Origin of the sequence: Oryzomonas sagensis (assembly GCF_008802355.1) — a bacterium.
Lineage (GTDB): Bacteria > Desulfobacterota > Desulfuromonadia > Geobacterales > Pseudopelobacteraceae > Oryzomonas > Oryzomonas sagensis.
In genome coordinates this window covers 299,856-318,343 of the sequence record NZ_VZRA01000002.1, presented here as the reverse complement: position 1 = coordinate 318,343, position 18,488 = coordinate 299,856, and the positions used below count along the sequence as shown (strand labels likewise).

At 60.9% G+C, this 18,488-nt stretch carries 22 protein-coding genes and 1 pseudogene; 5 read left to right on the top strand and 18 right to left on the bottom strand.

Annotation, left to right across the window (positions count from 1 at the left end; all coding sequences use genetic code 11):
• Window positions 1-8: 8 nt before the first annotated feature.
• The 12 genes from F6V30_RS09385 to F6V30_RS09330 form a co-directional block, all read right to left on the bottom strand.
• A complete protein-coding gene (locus tag F6V30_RS09385; RefSeq protein ID WP_151156715.1) occupies window positions 9-479 on the bottom strand; it encodes a hypothetical protein in 471 nt (156 codons plus the stop codon).
• 1 nt (window position 480) lies between these two features.
• Window positions 481-933, bottom strand: a complete 453-nt coding sequence (locus tag F6V30_RS09380; protein WP_151156714.1) for a GNAT family N-acetyltransferase — start codon at window positions 931-933, stop codon at window positions 481-483.
• Complete coding sequence (locus tag F6V30_RS09375; protein ID WP_151156713.1) at window positions 930-1,406, bottom strand: hypothetical protein; 477 nt, start codon at window positions 1,404-1,406, stop codon at window positions 930-932. Before F6V30_RS09375 ends, F6V30_RS09380 begins: the two co-directional genes overlap by 4 nt.
• Entirely contained in the window at window positions 1,387-1,569 is a 183-nt protein-coding gene (locus tag F6V30_RS09370; RefSeq protein WP_151156712.1) for a hypothetical protein, read from the bottom strand. The genes F6V30_RS09375 and F6V30_RS09370 overlap by 20 nt, the downstream gene beginning before the upstream one ends.
• The gene (locus F6V30_RS09365) at window positions 1,569-4,265 is read right to left on the bottom strand and encodes a phage tail protein (protein ID WP_151156711.1); all 2,697 of its coding nucleotides are present in this window, start codon (window positions 4,263-4,265) and stop codon (window positions 1,569-1,571) included. The genes F6V30_RS09370 and F6V30_RS09365 overlap by 1 nt, the downstream gene beginning before the upstream one ends.
• Before the next feature lie 131 nt (window positions 4,266-4,396).
• Window positions 4,397-5,287: a phage connector family protein gene (locus tag F6V30_RS09360; protein ID WP_151156710.1), complete on the bottom strand. Its 891-nt coding sequence runs from the start codon at window positions 5,285-5,287 to the stop codon at window positions 4,397-4,399.
• A gap of 136 nt (window positions 5,288-5,423) precedes the next feature.
• A complete protein-coding gene (locus F6V30_RS09355) occupies window positions 5,424-5,852 on the bottom strand; it encodes a Bbp16 family capsid cement protein (protein WP_151156709.1) in 429 nt (142 codons plus the stop codon).
• Between the two features lie 167 nt (window positions 5,853-6,019).
• A complete protein-coding gene (locus F6V30_RS09350; RefSeq protein ID WP_151156708.1) occupies window positions 6,020-7,012 on the bottom strand; it encodes a major capsid protein in 993 nt (330 codons plus the stop codon).
• A 152-nt stretch (window positions 7,013-7,164) separates the two neighbouring features.
• A complete protein-coding gene (locus F6V30_RS09345; protein WP_151156707.1) occupies window positions 7,165-7,863 on the bottom strand; it encodes a peptidase in 699 nt (232 codons plus the stop codon).
• The gene (locus F6V30_RS09340; RefSeq protein WP_151156706.1) at window positions 7,844-8,131 is read right to left on the bottom strand and encodes a Bbp19 family protein; all 288 of its coding nucleotides are present in this window, start codon (window positions 8,129-8,131) and stop codon (window positions 7,844-7,846) included. Before F6V30_RS09340 ends, F6V30_RS09345 begins: the two co-directional genes overlap by 20 nt.
• 1 nt (window position 8,132) lies before the next feature.
• Window positions 8,133-9,803, bottom strand: coding sequence for a portal protein (locus F6V30_RS09335; protein WP_151156705.1), 1,671 nt, complete (start codon window positions 9,801-9,803; stop codon window positions 8,133-8,135).
• A gap of 208 nt (window positions 9,804-10,011) precedes the next feature.
• Entirely contained in the window at window positions 10,012-10,203 is a 192-nt protein-coding gene (locus F6V30_RS09330; RefSeq protein WP_149306316.1) for a hypothetical protein, read from the bottom strand.
• Window positions 10,204-10,452: 249 nt separating this feature from the next.
• Between F6V30_RS09330 and F6V30_RS09325 the strand changes: the two genes are divergently transcribed.
• From F6V30_RS09325 to F6V30_RS09315, 3 genes are all read left to right on the top strand, one after another.
• Window positions 10,453-10,737, top strand: a complete 285-nt coding sequence (locus F6V30_RS09325; protein WP_151156704.1) for a type II toxin-antitoxin system RelE family toxin — start codon at window positions 10,453-10,455, stop codon at window positions 10,735-10,737.
• Window positions 10,706-11,047 carry a helix-turn-helix domain-containing protein gene (locus tag F6V30_RS09320; protein WP_149209552.1) on the top strand — a complete coding sequence of 114 codons (342 nt, stop codon included), beginning with the start codon at window positions 10,706-10,708 and terminating at the stop codon, window positions 11,045-11,047. Before F6V30_RS09325 ends, F6V30_RS09320 begins: the two co-directional genes overlap by 32 nt.
• A 76-nt stretch (window positions 11,048-11,123) precedes the next feature.
• Entirely contained in the window at window positions 11,124-11,441 is a 318-nt protein-coding gene (locus F6V30_RS09315; RefSeq protein WP_151156703.1) for a helix-turn-helix domain-containing protein, read from the top strand.
• 104 nt (window positions 11,442-11,545) lie between these two features.
• Here the strand turns inward: F6V30_RS09315 and F6V30_RS09310 are convergent, their stop codons facing one another.
• The 4 genes from F6V30_RS09310 to F6V30_RS09295 form a co-directional block, all read right to left on the bottom strand.
• On the bottom strand, window positions 11,546-12,370 hold the full coding sequence (locus F6V30_RS09310) for a hypothetical protein (RefSeq protein WP_151156702.1): 825 nt from the start codon (window positions 12,368-12,370) through the stop codon (window positions 11,546-11,548).
• Window positions 12,371-12,474: 104 nt separating this feature from the next.
• Window positions 12,475-13,341, bottom strand: a complete 867-nt coding sequence (locus F6V30_RS09305) for a hypothetical protein (protein ID WP_151156701.1) — start codon at window positions 13,339-13,341, stop codon at window positions 12,475-12,477.
• 390 nt (window positions 13,342-13,731) lie between these two features.
• Window positions 13,732-15,354, bottom strand: a complete 1,623-nt coding sequence (locus F6V30_RS09300) for a methyl-accepting chemotaxis protein (RefSeq protein ID WP_151156700.1) — start codon at window positions 15,352-15,354, stop codon at window positions 13,732-13,734.
• A gap of 390 nt (window positions 15,355-15,744) precedes the next feature.
• The gene (locus F6V30_RS09295; protein ID WP_151156699.1) at window positions 15,745-16,593 is read right to left on the bottom strand and encodes an SDR family oxidoreductase; all 849 of its coding nucleotides are present in this window, start codon (window positions 16,591-16,593) and stop codon (window positions 15,745-15,747) included.
• A 95-nt stretch (window positions 16,594-16,688) separates the two neighbouring features.
• On the opposite strand from F6V30_RS09295, the gene F6V30_RS09290 reads away from it, so the two are divergent.
• Together F6V30_RS09290 and F6V30_RS09285 are read left to right on the top strand one after the other, a co-directional pair.
• Entirely contained in the window at window positions 16,689-17,072 is a 384-nt protein-coding gene (locus F6V30_RS09290; RefSeq protein WP_151156698.1) for a winged helix-turn-helix transcriptional regulator, read from the top strand.
• A 220-nt stretch (window positions 17,073-17,292) separates the two neighbouring features.
• Complete coding sequence (locus F6V30_RS09285; RefSeq protein WP_149306323.1) at window positions 17,293-17,538, top strand: hypothetical protein; 246 nt, start codon at window positions 17,293-17,295, stop codon at window positions 17,536-17,538.
• A 256-nt stretch (window positions 17,539-17,794) separates the two neighbouring features.
• Here F6V30_RS09285 and F6V30_RS09280 read toward each other — a convergent pair whose 3' ends face one another.
• Window positions 17,795-18,112, bottom strand: a complete 318-nt coding sequence (locus F6V30_RS09280; protein ID WP_151156697.1) for a helix-turn-helix domain-containing protein — start codon at window positions 18,110-18,112, stop codon at window positions 17,795-17,797.
• A pseudogene (locus F6V30_RS17365) lies at window positions 18,109-18,479 on the bottom strand (type II toxin-antitoxin system RelE/ParE family toxin). Before F6V30_RS17365 ends, F6V30_RS09280 begins: the two are co-directional and overlap by 4 nt.
• Window positions 18,480-18,488: the final 9 nt, after the last annotated feature.

The following is an 18,488-nucleotide window of genomic DNA, read 5'->3' as shown; positions in this document are numbered from 1 at the left end:
TTCAGATGCTACTTCATCTTCGACCCGTAATAGGCCGCGCTCCCCAGCCCGCCCAGGATGCTCCCGGCCGCGCCGAAGTATCCGGCGGTCCGGGCGGCGTTTCCCTTGAACCGGTCCAGATCGGCCTGGGCATTCAGGCCGGCCGCCTGGCGCTGGGCGTTGTTGACGATCCTGAGGGCGTCCAGCTCGCCCATGCCCGCCGTCTCCGTCTGGATCTCCAGGGGGGTGCCGGTGGAGGCGTCCAGCCCGCCGGACGACATGGCCGCATTCTGGCGGGCGGTCATCTGGCGCGTCCTGGCGCGCTGCTCGGCCGCGGCGACGGCCCCCCGCTCATTGGCATCCCGGGCCGCGTTCTCGGCCACCTTGGCGTTGTAATCCGCCGTTTCCCTGGCGTTCTCGCCTGCGGCAACGGCGGAATACGCGCTTACCCCGGCACCTGCAACGGCCATTACCGCCGATATGATTGGGACTGCTGGCATCTCAAACCCCCTTCAGGTACATGCTTTCAAGCTCGAAATATCCCCGGCGCGTCAACAGCGCAGCCATCCTCCCGTAACCGGCGTCCTTCTTGGCTCCGGACGCCATGACCGCGGCCCCCCGTGCGACGCATTCCTGTTCGAAAGCGGCCAAGAGCCGGAGCGACCGACCGCCCCGGTGCTCCGCATGAACGAACCAGGCGAGTTGTTGCCCCACCAGGACGGACCAGTTCCAGTAGGCCGGGACCACCACGCCGCAGATGCCGCCGACGACCGCGCCGTCGCGCTCCATGACCAGGACCACGGACCGCGCCCCGTCACGGATCATCCCGTTCAGCAGACCGGCCACGCTGCCTTCGTCATAGGGGGCCAGTTCCGCCAGGCGCGTGGCGGCGTGGAAGATCCTGCCCAACGCCGCCATGGCGGGGATATCCTCGGTCGTTGCCGCTCGTATCATCGCATCCCTCCCATTCCGAAACGAAAGAATCGCAGCCCGAACGGCCCGAGCTGCTCCGGCGCCGGGCCGATCTCGAACCCCAGCCACGCAAGCCACCGGATGGCCCGTTCATTGCGTGCGTCCACCCAGTTCTCCAGCCGGTCGAAACGCCGCCGCATCTGACCGACGCACCCCCTGCAGCGCCGCAGGAACACGAAGGGGTGCTCGTCCAGGTGGCGCGTGCCCACCATCCAGGGGCGCCCCACGTTGCCCAGGATGGACGAGGGCACCACCCCGAACATGCAAACCGGCCGGTCCGCCATCAGCCCGGTCCAGGCCATGGCGGAGCGTCCCAGGGCGCGGGCCATGCTCTCGGCCGGGGTCAGGCGGGCCGCGGCCCACAACTCGGCTCGGTCGGCATCGCGCACGGCGGTCGCTATGGCCGGGATATGGCAGGCCCGGGCCGGCACCATTTCAGACTTTGCTTTTGGCATGCATCGCATCGCACTTTCCCTGCAATTTGGCAAAACTCGTCTCAATTTCCCGTAATCTCGAAAACAGTTCCGACTGGTTTCTGTCTATTTTGACCAGTACATACGCGCCGCCCACGCTCAGACAGATCTTGACGATTTCCCAAACCTCAGTCGGAATGTTCATCAGTTCCCCCCCAGGGTCACGTCCGGGATCAGGGCCAGGATGGCCAGGGGGAGCGGGTCGGCCTGGCGCACTGTGATGGTGCCGTTCTTGTCCCAGGCCGCAGGGATCAGCACCTCGAAGGCGCCGGTGACCGGGGGGGCGGCCCCGCCGTCCAAGGGGACCGTGCCCTTGTGCTCCCGCAGGTGGGCCGCATCCGGGCCGACCATGATCCCGCGCGAGGCCTCGCAGATCAGGGTGACCTTGGTGATGAGCTTCTTGCTGTCCAGGATGTTCTGCCCCGGCACCGTGAGGTTGAGGGTCCCTGCCTCGGCGGTGATGGGGAGCCCCGCGTGCACCACCGCGGCGTGGTAATCCAGGGTGACGGCGCCCATGCGGACCGTCCGCGGGGCGTGCACGTTGCCGTCCGCCAGGATGGCGACCGTCTGCCCCTCCAGGTGTCCGAGCCCGGCGAACACGTTGCGCTCCAGGGACCACGCCGTGAAGGGGGTGGCGCGGAACGGGGCCGGGATGGTCCGGTCCGGCGCTACCGACACCAGGGAGGGGCTGGTGAGGGCCGTGATCGTCAGCTTGCAGATCGTGCCGTCATGGGTGAAGGAGACCCGGTCCCCCACGTCTTCGGCGGTAAAAAACGCCGTCGATGCCGTAAGCGACAGGCTTTCCGTTTCGTCCCACCCCACCCCGCCCGAGATGGTCATGGCGGTTGCGGACCGGTTCCGGCCGTCGTAGGTCAGGCCGGAATCCACGAAAAAGGCGTCCGCAATGCCGGCGAACGAGCGCGTTTCCAGCTTTTCCACGTAGCGCTTCACGACCCCGCCGATGACGCGCCTGACGATGAAGAACACGGAATCCTCCCTGCCGCCGCTCACGCTGCACACCGACTCGAAAGAGCCGTTGACGGAGTCGTGGCGGTGCCACCCGGCAATTTCCTGTTCCTGCAGGTAGGTGAAGCCGATGAGCGAGCCGTCGTCCTGCACGGCCCAGACGCAGGAGCAGGGGAGGCACTGATAGGCCCACGCCACGATCTCCTTCCCCCGGAAGAGGTGGGCCGACATGACGGTCAGGTCCTTGCCGATGTAGGCGTCGTCCTGGAAGGAATAGCCGATCCCCCGGACCTGGGAGCCGCCCGCCTGCACGTACAGGGCGCTGGGACCGATGGCGACCGGGGGGACGTGTGCGGAGCCGTAGGCCCCCTGGCGCTTGGTGTTGGCGCTGGCCGGGGTCAGCACCCCGTCCTGGGACCCCTTGAGGGTCCAGACCCCGTCCGAGGTCATGAGCAACAGCTCGGTCAGCTCGACGATGTGGCGGATCTCGTTGACCTGGCGGCTGGCGATGGTGAAGGTGAACGCGTCGTCGTCCAGGATCGGGACCCCGGCGCCGAAGTCCCGGTACCCCTGGGTCCGGCTCCCCCAAAGGGTCTGGGGCTGGCCCCCGCTGCCGGCGAAGATCTGGCGCTGCTGGTAGTAAGCGGCCGATCCCGGGTACCCGTCGTCCCGGTTCCAGGCCTCGAAGGCCCACTTGTAGGAGGGGGTGGGGGCGGTCGAAAGATTGGCGGTCCCCCCGCCGGTATAGGACCCGCCGGTCGTCATCTCGGGAATGACGAAAACGTTGGCCTGGTCGGCGGTGACGATGGCGAAGGTGCCGTTCGCCTCCGGTATGCCCTCCACCCCGGTGATGGTGACCGAGGCCCTGTTGGGGAAGCCGTGGGCCTTGGAGCACTGGACCCAGAACGCCGGAGCGACGTTGTCCCCGATATAGGGCGATACCACGATATTCGTGATGCCGACCGCCCCGGTGTCGGCCATGACATTCGCGGGGAGCGTCTTCACCACCGTGGCCCCGGCGCTCCGGGCGCTCGTCACCGCATCGATCCTGACGATGCCGAACCCGGAATGGAGATAGAGCCAACTGACCCCCGGGTCGCCGTCGCACTCGGTCCCCTCGGTGGCGGACGGCCTCACCGTGCCGGTGGTCCCCCCGGTCAGCGCCTTGTAGTAGTTGGCCCCCGCCCTCCTGATATCGTTGATGGCAATGGCCTTCTGCACCTCCCACTTCCTGGTCGAGTTGTCGGGGGACTGCTCGAGGTACATCATCTGCCCGGCATGGGACGCGGTGAAGAGGTCCGACGACGCCGCGAGCGTAATGGCGCCGTTCGTGCCGGAGGCGGTTACGGTGACGCTTTCGTCGGTATTGAGGTCATGGAACGGCCCGTTGACGTTGACGAACTCATCCAGACGCCAATCCGCATGCCCGAGCCGGGACAGTTGCCGCTGCCGGTAATTCGGGTGGCACAGGGTCATGACGTCGGCGGATTGGGTGTATTTGAGCAGCGGGAGATCGTCCGTTCCCCAGGGGGTTGCGATCTCGTACGGCTGGCCGGCCAGGAGATGGCCCGCGGGGAAAACGACCTGCTCCCCCGTGTCCCCCATGAACACGCGCATGGAGTGTTCGCCGAACTCCAGGGCGTAACTCTGCGCGGCGGAGAACTGGAAGGGGATGAGCCGGGAGCGTTTGGAGTTGTCCTTGACCTCGGCCAGCATGCGGGTGCCGGGGCGGTTGGCCACCCCGCCGTACGGCATGACCATGAAGTTGCGGCAGGTCTTGAGCCCGGTCAGGTAGCGTGCCAGGTCCACGCGCCCGTACAGGGACGGCGCCAGTTCTCCGGCGGTAAAGGCGGTTTGGGGGATGCCCGTGCCCATGCTTGACTCCTGTCTGGTGTATGTCAATCAACCGGGCGAGCCGTTGGCGTCGCCCCTACAGCCGATTTTATCGTGGTGAACAACAGGTAGGGGCGACGCCGGCGGCTCGCCCTGACGGCACCCCTACTGCCTTATCGCCGGCACCTGATGAAATCGCTCTCCGGCCCGTCACCGGTCCGTTCCTCGTTCAGGGCGTCGGCCCCCGCCTCCAGCAGGGCCTGGGCGTACATCCTCTGGGCCAGCTGCGCCCGGTTCATGTCCGTGGTCAGGGGAATGGCGATCTCCGCCGCCAGGGCCCACGCCAGGGCCGAGGTGAAGGATTCGGGGAACAGGGCGACGTCGGCGATCCGGGCGGTGTATTCGGCCTCGGCCATTTCCAAGTCGGTGAGGATGGCCCGGGCGGCGCTCGCCTCCGCCTCCCCGATCTCGAAGGGGACCGGCGCGCCCGCGCCCTGCCCCCGCTCCCCAGCCGGCACGAGCCGCCGCACCTTCAGGCAGTCGGAGGGGTAGTGGTAGCGGTACCGCCAGCAGGAGGGGGGCGAACCCAGCTCCTGCAGCAGGGCGTATCTGCGGGCAAAGGGCCAGGGCCAGGCCTGGAGGACCCGGTCCCGCACCGGCACGTAGAAGAGGTTGCAGACGCTCGCCTGCTGGCTCGCCTCCCCCACGGACTCGATGAACAGGGTCACCCCGCAGCGCGCCAGGGCCATGTTGCAGATCGACACCTCGGAGATGCTCGCCGACAGGTATTCCACCACGTACAGGCAGGTGATGCCCGGATCGGCGCCAAGGGCCTGGGCCATGACCACCAGCTCCCCCAGGGTGTCGCACACGGACGCCGCCAGGTCGATGTTGTACCAGCCCAGGCCCCGCTCCGTGACCACCGGGGAGATGGCAACAAAACCGCCGCCGTTCTTGGAGGCCGCCACCGTCAGGGTCAGGCCGGTTTTCCCGGAGACATGGTCGATGGCATCGGTCAGGCGCACCATGATGCTGGTGGCCGTGTTGAGCTGTATGTCGTGCATGGGGAGGCTCCGTGGAAGATCCCCCCTCCCTTGACGGGAGGGGGTCAGGGGGTGGGTGAAGCTGCCACATGCTCATGCCATGGCAACCTCCCCCCCACCCTAGCCCTCCCCCGCAAGGGGGGAGGGAACTTTGTTACTAGCCGACCACAAAGCCGCTTGCGGAGGTGGTATTGTCCGGCGCATCCGAACAGATCCAGGCCGAGAAATCCCCGGCGGTGAGCGGCCCGGTGGCGACCAGGTAGTTCAGGGCCAGGTACTGCTTGAAGGCCGCCGAGGGGAGTTTGAACTTCAGGGCGCTGTTCCCTCCCAAGGAGGCCTTGGGGATGGCGCCGGAATCCAGCACCGTGACGGCCGTGCCCATGGCGGAGCTGCTGTCGGTCTGCAGTTGGAAGTTGACCGTGGCGGCCCCGGCAGCCTGGGCCGCGGCGCCGACCCGGATGTAGAGGAACAGGTCCTCCCCGGCGCCGATGTTGCGTGCCGCCGCGATATCGATCACATTGGCGGACAGGGCCGTGGTCGTGACGGCCTGGGCCAGGCTGAGTTCGAGGGTCTTGTCGAGAATCATGTGAAGCTCCTTTCTAATAAAAGTTCAACGTTCGTTTTTCACCACAAAGACACAAAGTACACAAAGAAAAGCAGCCAGTCGTTTTGCTAAAGTCTTTCATATTCATAAGCATTTGAATTTCTTTGTGCCCTTTGTGCCTTTGTGGTGAATGATTGTAAAAAAACGGTTTACGCCACCGCCGCCTCGGAGAGCGACAACTGGTCGCAGGTCTTGATGGGGATGCCCATGAAGGTGGTCTTGAACTGCTCCGCCGCCTCCCGGATGGCCAGGACGTTGGACGACTTGGCCAGGGCCTGGATGTCCAGCATCTCCCGCACGGTGCGGTTGGCGTAGAACACCGGCCTCCCCATGGTCAAAAACGGGATGCGGTGGATCGCCTTGATCATCAGCTTGATCACGTCGGCGGCCGAGGTCTCGGTGACCAGGTTACTGACGTCCACGTTGCAGATGCGCACGGCATAGCGCCAATCCTTGACCACCAGGCCGTTCTTCCACTGCCACCAGTCCTTGTAGGCCCGGTAGAAGCCGCCGTTGGCGTCGGTCACGTCCTGGAGCCCCAGGTCGTCGTGCTGCAACCCGGCCTTGCTCCCCTTGGGGTAGATGCCGAAGACGGAGTTCTCGCCCCACACCACGAGCCAGATGGAGGTGTTGTCGGAGCCGGTGCCGCCGCCGCTGATGACGTTCTGGGAGACCGGCACGGCGGCGGAGAGGGTGTTGTAGCGGGGGGTGAGGCCGTTGAAGCGCTCCGGGTTCAGGGACGAATCGCCGTAGAACAGGGTCTGGGCCATGGTCTGGTTCATGGCCTCCACCTCGGCCACCCCCTCCGAGAGGCGGAAGGCGGCGGTGTTGCCGTTCAGCTCGGCCACGTCCTTGTCCACGTGGTTCCTGGCCTCCAGCATGCCGCAGGTGTCCACCACCGGTGTGCGGGTGGATTTGGACGGCTGGACCCCTTCGTACAACTTGCGCCAGGTGGCCGAGGGGAGGCCGGTGCGGATCACGGAGCGGTGCCCGGTCTCCAGGTTGGATTCCTTGAAGGGCATGTCCTCCAGGATGGAGTTGGTCTGGTTGAGCAGTTCCGCGACGGCGGCCACCTTGCCGTCGGGATCGAGGCTGTTGGCCACATCGATGAGCGTTGCCCCCTTGGTGCCGATAACTGCCATGGTGATGCTCTCCTTTCATTTCAGGGAATGGCGGTGCTGACTGGTTGCAATACTGGCTATTTTCCGGGAGTTATGGGAACGATGGGGTCCATGATTCCCCAAGGTCCCATAACTCCCCCCCGCAGGGTCGCCCCGGCATTTTCGAGCTGCGGTCATTCCCCGCCGCCGTACAGCCGGTCGGCCACGCTTCGTTTGCCGCCGCCGGGACGGCTGCCGGGGAGGACGATGCTGTCCTCGCGCATGGCGTTCCCCATGCGGACCATGAGGCGGATCAACTCCGGGTGATTGCCCAGGCCGAACCGGTTGAGGGCCGCCGTGAGCTCGGGGGTGCCGAAGGTGTTGAGCGCCCGCTGGGCCACCTCCACGTTGCGGGCGAACCGTTCGCCGCCGATCTCCCGATCCGCCCGGGCCGCATCGGCCCATCCCGCGACAATGCCGTTCCAGGCCTCCAGGCGCCGCGCCTCCATGCGGGGGTGGACCTGGGTGAGGAGCCGGTCGAAGAGGAGCTGCGCCTTTTCCTGGGGCAGCCCCATCTCTTGGGCGACCGGCTTGAAGGCCTCCAGCGCCTCGGCCACCAACTCCATCTCCCGGGCCTCCGCCGGGATGGTGAACTCGCCGTACTCCTCCGGCGCTCCCGCCGCATCCGCGTCGGGGGCAGGTTCCCGCTCCCCCGCCGTAGCGTCGGCCCCGTGCCCTTCCGGGGCCGCCGCTTCCCCACCGGCTCCTGCTCCGGGAGCGGGCGCGCCTTCGAGCGGGGCGTCTCCCGCCCCTGCGGCCCCGGCCTCCCCTGCCGCCCCCATGAGCAGAAACAGCGGGGACAGCGCAATTTTTCTAAGCCATGTGTCGAGCATCTTCATCCTCCTGATCTCCAGGCCCCTTGCCAAGGCGCATCATGGCGATGTACTTCTCCGGGCAGGCGGCCATGATTGCACCCACCACCCGGAGCCCCACGTTGCGCTGCCCCTCGTTCATGGCCATCACCAACGGATCGGTGGAGAACGACGACCGGAACACCCCGCTTTGGGTGAGGAGCCGCCAGAGAAAGCGCCGCCCGGCCGGGATGGACATGAGGCTGTCCAGGTCCAGTAATTCCTGTTTCCTCGCCGTGGGGCGCGCCATGTCAGGCCGCCCCCAGCAGGCGGGCCAGGGCGTTGGTGTCCCCCACGCCGGTCTCGCTCAGGGTCTTGGCCGCCTGCGCCGCATCCGCCATGGCCGGGGCGGCCGCCGCCATCTGCTGCGCCTGCTGGGCCTTGGCTTTCCGGGCCCGCAGCCCCTTCACCGCGTCGGCGGAATTGATCACATTGGGCGGCACGCCGTGCATGCTGGCGTACTCGTCGATGGCCGCGTCGATGTTCAGCTTGTCCACGGCGCCCGCATCCATCCGGGCCAGGTTGCCGATGTACCCCGCCACCCGCTCCATATTGGCCGTGCCGATGAGCTTCTGGGCCTGGGCCATGACGCTGATGTACTCGATCTTCAACGCCTGCCCCTGCAACTCCCGGGGCGGCGTGGGGATCATCCCCCGGCGCAGCATGATGGCGAAGGTCCGGTCGATGGCCGGGTCGTACAACTCCTCGCCGAAGCGCTCCATGGTCGGGCCAAGCACCAGCAGCTTCTCCTGATGGCGCTCCTCCACCTCCCGGGCCGTCACGTTGGAGGAATCCGACAGGGCGAACATCTGCATCAGGTCCTCGAAAAAGATCGTGCGGATCTCCCGCTTGATGGCCTCGATGTCGGCGCGGATCTCGCCTATGTTGGGGTTGAACTGGTAGGCCGGACGGAGCCCCGCGTGCTGCTGGGCCCCCAAATTATCGATATAGGTCACGTCCCCCGGCAGAATGGAGGTGCGCTGGGTGCGCAACGACGCATCGGCCAGCATGGGGGGACGCACCAGCTTGTCCAGGGCCTCGGCCTTGCGCCGCTCGCAGAATTGCAGCCCCTTCACCAGCCCCAGGGCGTCCATGCCGGGGGAATAGCCGTACACGTCGTCCCCCTCCACGTCCCAGCGGGGGGCCATGACCGGGAACTCGTCGAAACCCGACTCCCGCAGCAGGAGGTCGCCGCTCCCCCCGGCCTCGTAGTACACCGAGCGAAACGGCTTGTCTTTCGCGTTCATCCTGGAGCAGTCGCGCCCCTGGTTCGGCTCGATGGCGTGGACCACCTCCACCGGCTGCTCGTAGGAGCCCCGGTCCCACAGGGTCTTGATGGTGGGGGAGACATGGTCGTGGCCGAACTGCTGCACCACCTGGCGCACGGTCATGGGGAATTCGCGGTACAGGGTGTCGCAGCGGAGCTTGCCGGAGAGGGCGATCATGAACGACCCCACCGGGAAGGGGTAGCAGCGGATCACGGTTTCGTCGTCCTCCAGGATCGCCAGGGCCGCCGTGCCGTGGCCGGCCGCGGCGCCGTAGATCTGGGGCATGACGTTGTAGAAGTTGGAGCGGGAGAACACGATGCGCATCTTGTTCTCCACGTCGAAGAGCCACTGTTTGACCGCGCTGGAAGCCATCATGTCCACGTCGTCCGTGGTCAGGCGAAACCAGGGGCGGGCCTGGGAGGTCATGCCGGCGTGCATGCCGGACTTGAGGGTGCGCAGGGCCGTGGTGGCGCAGGAATTGATGATCTTGTCGTTGGCCTTGACCCCTTTGTTGCGGTCGATGACCAGATAGCGGCCCGTGCGGGGGGAGAGGAAATCAGTGAGCTCCCGCCAATGGGGGATAAAGGAACTCCGCTCCTGTTTCAGCTCTCCCAGCCGCCTGGTGACCTGCTCGCGTACCGATTCTTCAGCCATGGAAATGCGCTCCTGTCGTCGCGACGGTGCTTAATAACAAAAAGACTAATCTGCCACAGAGACACGGAGACACAGAGGAAACCAGAAACAAGGCATACAAAAAACAACGACGATTCTTGATTATGGTTTTACCCCAACAAGTCTTTCGCCTTTCTCAGTGTCTCCGTGTCTCTGTGGCGGATGTTGATTTTCTCTCTGACTTTTACGTTTACTGCCCCAACAAGGTCTTGCCGACCGTGGGCGCCGGTGCGGTCACCCCCTGCGCTCCGGTCAGGATCGTGTTGCTGGCCGCCTGCCTCCGGCGCAGGCGTTCCGCATCCCTGGCCGCCACCACCCCGGCATCCTGTTCTTCCGGCGCCGGGGTCACCACCGGCGCGCTGGGCGCTCCTCCTCCGCACATATTCGGCCTCCCGTGACGTGGTGTGTTTCGTAGGGCCATCAAAACAAAAAAACGGGATTGCGTCCATGCCGCAACCCCGGTGTCTTTCCCCAAAAGTGCATGGGGGATGGGTGAGAGTCGAATTTTTCTTACTTTATGGTTTCGGAAAGCAAGAAAGGCGGCCGATTGGCCGCCTTGGGGATTGGGTGCCCTGTTCCTTGAATTTTACCGGAGCTTGACGCTATACAGTTTTTTGGTATAGAATTACTCATGCCGTGGACAGTCACATACAGCAGGAAGGCAGAAAAACAATACACGAACCTGCCGCCCAGCGTTCAAGACCGACTCGACCTCCTCACCGCAGAAATTGAGCATTTCGGCCCGATACGCGGTAACTGGAAGAACTATTCAAGGTTGGAAGGCAGGAAACGGCAGCATCACTGCCATATCAAGACAGGGAAGCCAACCTATGTTGCCGTATGGGAAGAAGTCGACGACACGGTAAAACTGATTGAGGTGATATATGCAGGCACTCACGAAAAAGCCCCGTACTGAAAATCTGGTTCCCCTGCACCTCATGGTGCACCCGGCGAACGTCGCTTCCATCACAAAATATGCGGAGGCACTGGAAAATTCCGAATCTATTCCGTGGCGCGAGGTGGCGGGACGACGCGGCAGCATTCCGGCTTCAATTCTGCGAGGCGCCAGGAGTAAAGCTGAGATGACCCAGACCCGGTTGTCGGAACTGACGGGGATTCCCCAGCGGCATATTTCCGAGATGGAACAAGGCAAACGTCCTATTGGCAGGGAGACGGCCAAGAAGTTGGCAACAGCGCTGGATGTCGATTACAGAGTGTTGCTATAAAAAGAGGGGCATCCACTTGTTTGCTTTTGGAACAACATAACAAGTATGTAATGAGGCTGGTAGAGATTACTGAATCATGAAAATCACGGCACCGACCAAATCACATACACAGATGATGGATGAATGGCAGAAAGATCCCGAATTCAAGGCTGCTTATGATGAGCTTGATACGGAGTTCACCTTGCTTCGTGAGGTGCTGCTGGCCCGCAAGAGGTCTGGACTGACCCAGGCGGAAGTGGCGGAGAAGATGGGAACGAAACCACCGGCGGTTACCCGGCTTGAAACAGCCCTGTCGGACAACCGCCATTCGCCCACAATCGCAACGCTAAAGAAATACGCCCAGGCGGTAGGGTGCAAACTTGAAATACGTCTTGTGCCGAGCAAAGCCGCTTGAGCGGGGCGAATAAGAGTTGCTTGCATTCGCTTTTTAGAATCACGAAAGGCGGCCGATTGGCCGCCTTGAGAATTAAGTATCATGTCTATGGAATTCGACTATATTTACTGTTGTTGCTGCGCTTCAATGACACTTTCGTTTTTATTTAGGGTAGCGGCTATTACACCCCCCAGCGCCATCAATACTATTATTGGTACTATAAATTGCCAAATACTCTCAAATTCAACTTTTTCCATAAATATTTTATAGGTAATCATACTGGATATTATAGCAGCAATCATTACAATAATTACAGCTCTTTTACGTAGTGTCCTTATTGGATCAACCAACACATCAATCATAATAGATAACGCTATAAAGCCTAATAGTGAGTTTAACAGTAGTAATATTATAGTAATATTGTCAATTTTTTCTTTGCTAATGTCTGTAAGTGAAATTTCTGATATACCAACAATCCTAGCTTTTGTATTGAATACAGGATCTTCACCAGAAGTGAGGGCAGTAATTTGAATACTGTCTTTTGGATTTAGCAAAATAGGTTTTAAAGAAATTCGCTTCTGTTCACTTATGATTGAGGCTTCGATATCTTTTGGACTTTTGCTAGTCACTCCTGTTTTGACAAAGGAAGTCTTGGAATCAAGGCGGATTTCTAGAGGGGATTCAAAATCAGTGGCTAAAACAGGTTTCCTACCGTCGTTTCGGATTTCGAAAATGACCAATCTCGGTTTTTCTAACCGTGTGCCATCAACAGATATTTCCATACCCGGAACAGAGTCTTGCTCTTTTGCTTGTAATGGTGCCCGAGTAATAAGCTTGACTGAAAGTGATTTTGAAACTGAATCTGCTTGCCATAGCCATATTGGCACAGCAACGCCTACAACAGTAGCTATTAATGTTAACAGGGATTTCCATTCGCCAAGGATTCTCATCTTAGGTTCCCCTCCTTTTCAAACACATAGATACACATAAGACTGTCAAACCGACATGTCTGTTGCCCATAGCCCAATGAAACAGCAGAAGCTTTTTTGGAGGGTCAATAAGGCGACAAGCGACTTATCGGCCCCAGATCAAGAAACTCTCTTCCCTTCCTACTGAGCCGGGGAAACCCTTTGTCGATAACCACCAACTCCAGCTTCACCAATGCTCGCACACTATCCGCAGCAGAGCCCCTGGCCAGTGCCCGCACATGGGCCATCGCCTCGGAGGTATCCCTAGTGGCGAGCCCCCGCAACAGCGTCACCGAGGTGCTTAACTCCGACTCCCCCATGCCGCGCCACAGCCACCTGCTGCCAAAGATCTCCCCGTAGGAACTTAAGATCAGGTGTGAGATGGACACCACAAAGCCAAGCCCCATATGGGCCCGGTCGATATCGTCCTGGATGGTGAAGGGGTTATCGATCAAAAACGGCCCGGCCGTCCACCCCAGGTAATAATCGTCTTTAGGCTCGTAGGCATGGCCGACACACCCCAGCATGGCCAAGGCCAGCAGCAGGCAGGACGGCCAGAACCACCCCGGATGAGTCCGGGAGAGCGGAGTTGCGTAGGATATGGTGAGGATGCAGCAGAACAGGCCTCCTGCCGCCACCAGCCAAGCGGTGTCGTCGTCCTGTCGCTGGTACTGTTCCTTCGGTCGCAGGAAATACGAAGCAATCATGAACGCCAGGCAAAGGTTTACCCCCGTGACAAACGACAATCGGTAGCCCAGGTGGTCGATCACCGGTAGATCGACAAAGGCCAGGACGAAGAGCAGCATGAGGATGAAGAGCGCCACCGCCAACGGGGTCAGCAGTACCGTCAAGACGGCAAAAAGCTTTGCATCACTGCGTGTGCTGGCGTAGAGTTCCCGCAGTTTCGTGCGGAGCACCCGGTCTACCTTCTGTTGTTCGGTTAGTTCGGCCATGTTTTGGCTGGTCCCTTGAATTTCAGATCCCCTGTAGGGGGCAAGCGGCCTCTCTCAGTAAAACCAGCAAATACCACTGCCCCAGCACACGCTACGCATCTCTTTCTATACTCCCAAACCCCCAATTTCAACGCAAAATCAAAGTGTTAATAAAATTAACACAAAACCACCAATCCCCGTATCCCCCTATTTTCACATTAAAAAAAGGCACCCGAAACCTAGCCGGATGCCTTTTTTTGCGTCATTTTGATACATAAAAAGTTTACAGGGGCACGGGATCGGGCCTGACATGCGCTTTTTTGCCCCCCTGAATCCTTATGGGGTCAGGTCCGCGCCTATGGCAATTTCAGCCTTTCGTCACGATCCCCGACAGAGCCTCTGTTTCCTTGTTTACAGCCTGAACTGCTGCACCAGCCGCTGCAACTCCTCTGCATTGCCCCGCAACTGCGCCGATGCCGTGGCCGATTCCTGCGCGCCGAGGGAGGTCTCCTGCACCACGGCGGTGATCTGCTGCATGTTGCTGGAGATCTCGCTGGTCGTGGCGGTCTGCTGCTCGGCTGCCGTGGCGATCTGGCCGACCTGCATGGCCACGTCGTTGACCTGTTCCAGGATGTCCCGCAACGCCTCGCCGGAACGGGCCGCTTCCATGGTGCCGGCCTCCACCTGGTTCACTCCCTGCTCCATGGCGCTCACGGCGCCTTTGGTTTCGCTCTGGATGGCCTTGATCATCTCGTCGATCTCGCGGGTGGCGCGGGTGGTACGTTCGGCCAGGGCGCGCACCTCGTCGGCAACGACCGCGAAGCCCCGCCCCTGCTCACCGGCGCGGGCCGCTTCAATGGCGGCGTTCAGGGCCAGCAGGTTGGTCTGGTCGGCAATGTCCTCGATAGTGCCGATGATGGCGCCGATCTGGTCGCTGCGCGCCCCCAGACTTTCCACGGTTCGGGCCGACTCCTGCACCTTCTCGGCGATCTGCCCCATGACCGCCACGGTCTTCTCGACCACCGCTGCGCCGTTTTCGGCCGACTGGGAGGCGCGTTGCGCCCCTTCGGCGGCAAGCTGGCAGTTCCGGGCGATATCCCCCGATGTGGCCGACATCTCTTCGCCGGCCGTGGCCACGGTACCGACCTGGACGGCGACCTCCTCGGAGCCGCTGGCGATGCGCTCCGCAGTGGAATGCAGCTGACCGGAGGCGGCGGCAACCTGGGCCGACGTGTTGGACAGGCGGCTGATGATGTTGTGCAGGTTTTCGATCATATGTTTCGCCGATTCGTTGAGTTGGCCGATTTCATCCTTGCGGTCGACAACGACGGACACCTTCAGGTCCCCGTCCGCGATGCTCCGATTGACCTTCACCGCATGACCGAGGGGCAGGATAATGCTGCGGGCGGTCACGAAGCCGATCAGTGCGGCGGCAAGCAGCGAGGCCACGACAACGATGATGATCTCCAGTTGGGCCGACCGGTAGGTTGCCTCCACCGCATCGCCCGCTTTGCCCATCTCCCTGGCCTGGAAGTCGATCATTTTGTTGAGCGAATCCAGGTAGTCATTTTGGAGCGGCTGAAGCTTTGTCAGCAGCAGCTTTCCGGCTTCGGCCTTGTTGTTGGCGTCAAGCAATTCGAAGATCTCATTCTGCGCTGCGTTATACGACGTCTTGCTGGTTTTGATTGCCTGGAGCAGCGCCTTGTCTTCGCCATCGACTATCGTCTTGTCGAGCTTTTCAAAAAAACCGGCGTTCTCTTTCTTAGCTTTCTTGATCTGTTCAAGCCCGTTTTTCAGCGTGGCGGGGTCCTCCGAGATAATTGCGTCTCTCATGAGGCGCGTTATCAGGTTGGTATTGTCCTTGATAACATGGATCGCGACCGTCTTTTGCCACCTGTTGTCGGTAATGACATGGACCTTGTCGTTGATGCGGGTAAAGCCGTTCAGGGCAATCCCGCTGATCACCGCCATAATCAGCAGCATCACGGAAAAACCGAGGGCCAACCGGGCACTGATCTTCAAATCTGACAGCATGCTGCACACCTCCTCATTTTTGTTTCGTGGGATATACTAGACATATAATAATGGACGAAATAGGGATATTTATCGATTAACGAGAGCGTCGGGGGAATCGATCCTCCATCCTGCGGCATGATACGTAGAGTAAGCTCAACCTGATAAAACCTGCTTCCCCCTTCTACCTTACCCGAAACCAAATTTCAATGTAATTTCAGAATGTTAAAAAATTTAAACGGGCATTCCCCTTATCCCCTTGTTTTAGCGTAAAAAAAGGCACCCGGAACGTGGCCGGATGCCTTTCATTATGCCATGGTGATACGAAAAAAGTCCTACCGCCGCCAGTTCCTGACGTTCCCTCAAGAAGCACGCGAGGCGACCACTTGGCCGCCCTCCCCTGATTCTCTCCTACAGCGCCGCCGCAACCGATGTCGCCAACGGCGTCGTGGCCCTGCCGATCAGTTTGCCGAGCTGGCGGCCGTCGTCGAACAGCGCCCCCTTGGCGGCTCCGCTGTCCGAATTGGCGAGCAGTTCCGCGACCACCTCCGGTAGCCCCGCCTTGAGCAGCGCCCCTTTGTAGTCGGCTTCCGACAGGTTCACATACCCGATTGCCGTGCCGGACCGGCGCGAGACCTCTGCGGCCAACTCCGTCAGGGTGTAGGCGGTGTCGCCGGCCAGTTCATAGACGCGCCCCGCCTGGTTGTCCGCGGTCAGCACGGCAGCCGCCGCTTCCGCGTAGTCGGCGCGCGCGGCGGATGAGATCAGCCCGTCGCCCGCGCAGCCGTACACGGCGCCGAGTTGCAGCGCGGCAGGCACGCCGGCCGTGTAGTTCTCGGTGTACCAGCCGTTGCGCAGCAGCGCGAACGGTATCCCGGAGGCACGGAGCAGCGCCTCGGTCTCCCGGTGTTCGCCGGCCAGCCCCAGCACCGACGTGTCGGCGTGCAGGACGCTGGTGTACGCCAGGAATTTCACCCCCGCCCGCTTGGCGGCGTCGATGACCGTTTTATGCTGGGCCGCGCGCTGGCCGATCTCGCTGGAAGAGATCAGGAGCAGCTTGTCCGCCCCCTTGAGCGCTCCGTCCCAGGTGGCGGGCTGGCTGTAATCCCCATGACGCACCTGCACGCCCAATGCGGCAAGATCCTTGGCCTTGTCCACATTGCGCACCGCGGCGACGATATCGGTTGCGGGTATCTTTTTCAGCAGCGCTGCGACGACCAAACGGCCCAATTGCCCGGTTGCTCCTGTGATGACGATCATGACAAAACTCCCTTCAACGGTGATTGATGTATTGTATGTATTCATCATATCAGCTATAATTACTTTTAGTAAGTACGCACAAAAAGGTAAGTGCCATGACAAAAGCCAAAACCCCACGACTCTCCGAACTGCTGCGGCGCGGGGAGATTTTTGCCGTCGAATGCCCCTCGCGGGAGATCCTCAAACACGTCACCAGCCGCTGGGGCGTGCTGGTGCTGGTGGCCCTGATGGAGGGTACGCACCGCTTCAGCGATCTGCGGCGCAAGGTGGGCGGGGTCAGCGAGAAGATGCTGGCGCAGACGCTGCAATGCCTGGAAAAGGACGGCTTCATCCACCGGGTGTCCCTTCCGGTCGTGCCGCCCCATGTGGAATATTCCCTGACGCCCACGGGAACGGAGATCGGCCGCAAGGTGGAGTCGTTGGCCGACTGGATAGAGATCAACCTGCCGACGATTCTGGCGGCGCAGCGGGCAGGGTAACGGGCCGGCCCGCCTCATCCCCCTCTTCCTGTCGGCCTCGCGGTGCATACCTCATATGGGGTATGCACCGGATTATTTGCGGTGGCCGCAAGCCGGGCGCAACCGGGACGAAAAAATTAATTCAAATCATATCGGCATGTTAGCAAAAATATTGCAGTTGGCACCGTTAATGCTATTTACTTGGGCAAGAAGCATTTAAACTCATCTGGAGGCATTAAAAATGAAAAAAGTTCTCTCCACCCTCGTAGCCGCTATCGTTGCTCTGTCCTTCTCCGCCGTTGTTTTCGCTGCTGACGCCGCTGCTCCGGCTGCCGACGCTGCTGCTCCTGCTGCAACCGAGAAAAAAGAAGTGAAGAAACCGGCTAAGAAAGCAAAAAAAGCAAAGAAAGCAAAGAAAGCCGCTAAGAAAGACGCAGCTGCTCCTGCTGCTGACGCTGCTGCTCCTGCTGCTCCGGCTGCAAAGTAATTCTTCCTCCGAAGGAATAAAAAAAGGCCACACCGCAAGGTGTGGCCTTTTTTTATTCCCGCTCCGGCGTTTTGCAGCCCTCACGGGGTGGAGTGGAGAGCAGGTTGCCCCGTATGTGTTGGAGTGGGTGGTAGAGCGTCGAGTTTTAGGGATCAGGAGGGAGTTGAGAGAGGGAGCCTGCTTACATCCGCTTTCGGGAAACACGAACGGCGGCCGATTGGCCGCCTTTGCTATGTCATTACCGCTCAGGTTGCTGCTAGGCGAGCGCTTCCAACCCTTTCCGCCTGACCAGATCGAGCAGCTTCAGTGCCGGACCGCTCGGGTGCTTCTCGCCGCGCTCCCACTTGCTTACCGATCCGACGGACACGTTCAGGTAGTGGGCAAAAACGGCTTGGCTTACACCGGCCCTATTCCGTGTCTCGATGATCTCATCGGGAGCAAATTCCGCAACGGGAATAAGGCACGATTCATCGAACTTTCGCATCGTTCTTTGGTCAACAGCCCCTATATCATGCAAATCCTGCATCGATTCATGCAGTGCCGCCAGTGCGGTGCTTTTATATCTCTTTGTCATGGGTACTCCACCTCCTCCATCTTGCCATGTTGCAGCGCCGTTTCGATATGTGCGTCACTCAAACCCAGATAGAGAGAAGCTGCATCCTTATATTCGCGTTCTTCTTCCCTGGTGAGGTTTTCCTTGTCTTTTTTGGCGAAGCAGAACATGAAAACGCACCTTGTTTCCGACCGGTATGCAATTATGCTCCTGTAGCCACCGTTTTTCCCCCACCATCACGGGCAACGCGCTTTTTGATTAGCCCTCCGCCGTAATCCGCATCAATCAGCCCACGTTCCATCTCCCGTACGGCATCTATCAGCTTACGGTCTTCTATTCCTTCTTTACGGGCGAATCGGGCAAACCATTTTGTTTTGAATAGCCTCACATTCCCCCC

Coding starts and splice junctions, on each gene's coding strand:
- F6V30_RS09385 (WP_151156715.1), bottom strand. CDS start 479: ATGCCAGCAGTCCCAATCATATCGGCGGTAATGGCCGTTGCAGGTGCC.
- F6V30_RS09380 (WP_151156714.1), bottom strand. CDS start 933: ATGATACGAGCGGCAACGACCGAGGATATCCCCGCCATGGCGGCGTTG.
- F6V30_RS09375 (WP_151156713.1), bottom strand. CDS start 1,406: ATGCCAAAAGCAAAGTCTGAAATGGTGCCGGCCCGGGCCTGCCATATC.
- F6V30_RS09370 (WP_151156712.1), bottom strand. CDS start 1,569: ATGAACATTCCGACTGAGGTTTGGGAAATCGTCAAGATCTGTCTGAGC.
- F6V30_RS09365 (WP_151156711.1), bottom strand. CDS start 4,265: ATGGGCACGGGCATCCCCCAAACCGCCTTTACCGCCGGAGAACTGGCG.
- F6V30_RS09360 (WP_151156710.1), bottom strand. CDS start 5,287: ATGCACGACATACAGCTCAACACGGCCACCAGCATCATGGTGCGCCTG.
- F6V30_RS09355 (WP_151156709.1), bottom strand. CDS start 5,852: ATGATTCTCGACAAGACCCTCGAACTCAGCCTGGCCCAGGCCGTCACG.
- F6V30_RS09350 (WP_151156708.1), bottom strand. CDS start 7,012: ATGGCAGTTATCGGCACCAAGGGGGCAACGCTCATCGATGTGGCCAAC.
- F6V30_RS09345 (WP_151156707.1), bottom strand. CDS start 7,863: ATGCTCGACACATGGCTTAGAAAAATTGCGCTGTCCCCGCTGTTTCTG.
- F6V30_RS09340 (WP_151156706.1), bottom strand. CDS start 8,131: ATGGCGCGCCCCACGGCGAGGAAACAGGAATTACTGGACCTGGACAGC.
- F6V30_RS09335 (WP_151156705.1), bottom strand. CDS start 9,803: ATGGCTGAAGAATCGGTACGCGAGCAGGTCACCAGGCGGCTGGGAGAG.
- F6V30_RS09330 (WP_149306316.1), bottom strand. CDS start 10,203: ATGTGCGGAGGAGGAGCGCCCAGCGCGCCGGTGGTGACCCCGGCGCCG.
- F6V30_RS09325 (WP_151156704.1), top strand. CDS start 10,453: ATGCCGTGGACAGTCACATACAGCAGGAAGGCAGAAAAACAATACACG.
- F6V30_RS09320 (WP_149209552.1), top strand. CDS start 10,706: ATGCAGGCACTCACGAAAAAGCCCCGTACTGAAAATCTGGTTCCCCTG.
- F6V30_RS09315 (WP_151156703.1), top strand. CDS start 11,124: ATGAAAATCACGGCACCGACCAAATCACATACACAGATGATGGATGAA.
- F6V30_RS09310 (WP_151156702.1), bottom strand. CDS start 12,370: ATGAGAATCCTTGGCGAATGGAAATCCCTGTTAACATTAATAGCTACT.
- F6V30_RS09305 (WP_151156701.1), bottom strand. CDS start 13,341: ATGGCCGAACTAACCGAACAACAGAAGGTAGACCGGGTGCTCCGCACG.
- F6V30_RS09300 (WP_151156700.1), bottom strand. CDS start 15,354: ATGCTGTCAGATTTGAAGATCAGTGCCCGGTTGGCCCTCGGTTTTTCC.
- F6V30_RS09295 (WP_151156699.1), bottom strand. CDS start 16,593: ATGATCGTCATCACAGGAGCAACCGGGCAATTGGGCCGTTTGGTCGTC.
- F6V30_RS09290 (WP_151156698.1), top strand. CDS start 16,689: ATGACAAAAGCCAAAACCCCACGACTCTCCGAACTGCTGCGGCGCGGG.
- F6V30_RS09285 (WP_149306323.1), top strand. CDS start 17,293: ATGAAAAAAGTTCTCTCCACCCTCGTAGCCGCTATCGTTGCTCTGTCC.
- F6V30_RS09280 (WP_151156697.1), bottom strand. CDS start 18,112: ATGACAAAGAGATATAAAAGCACCGCACTGGCGGCACTGCATGAATCG.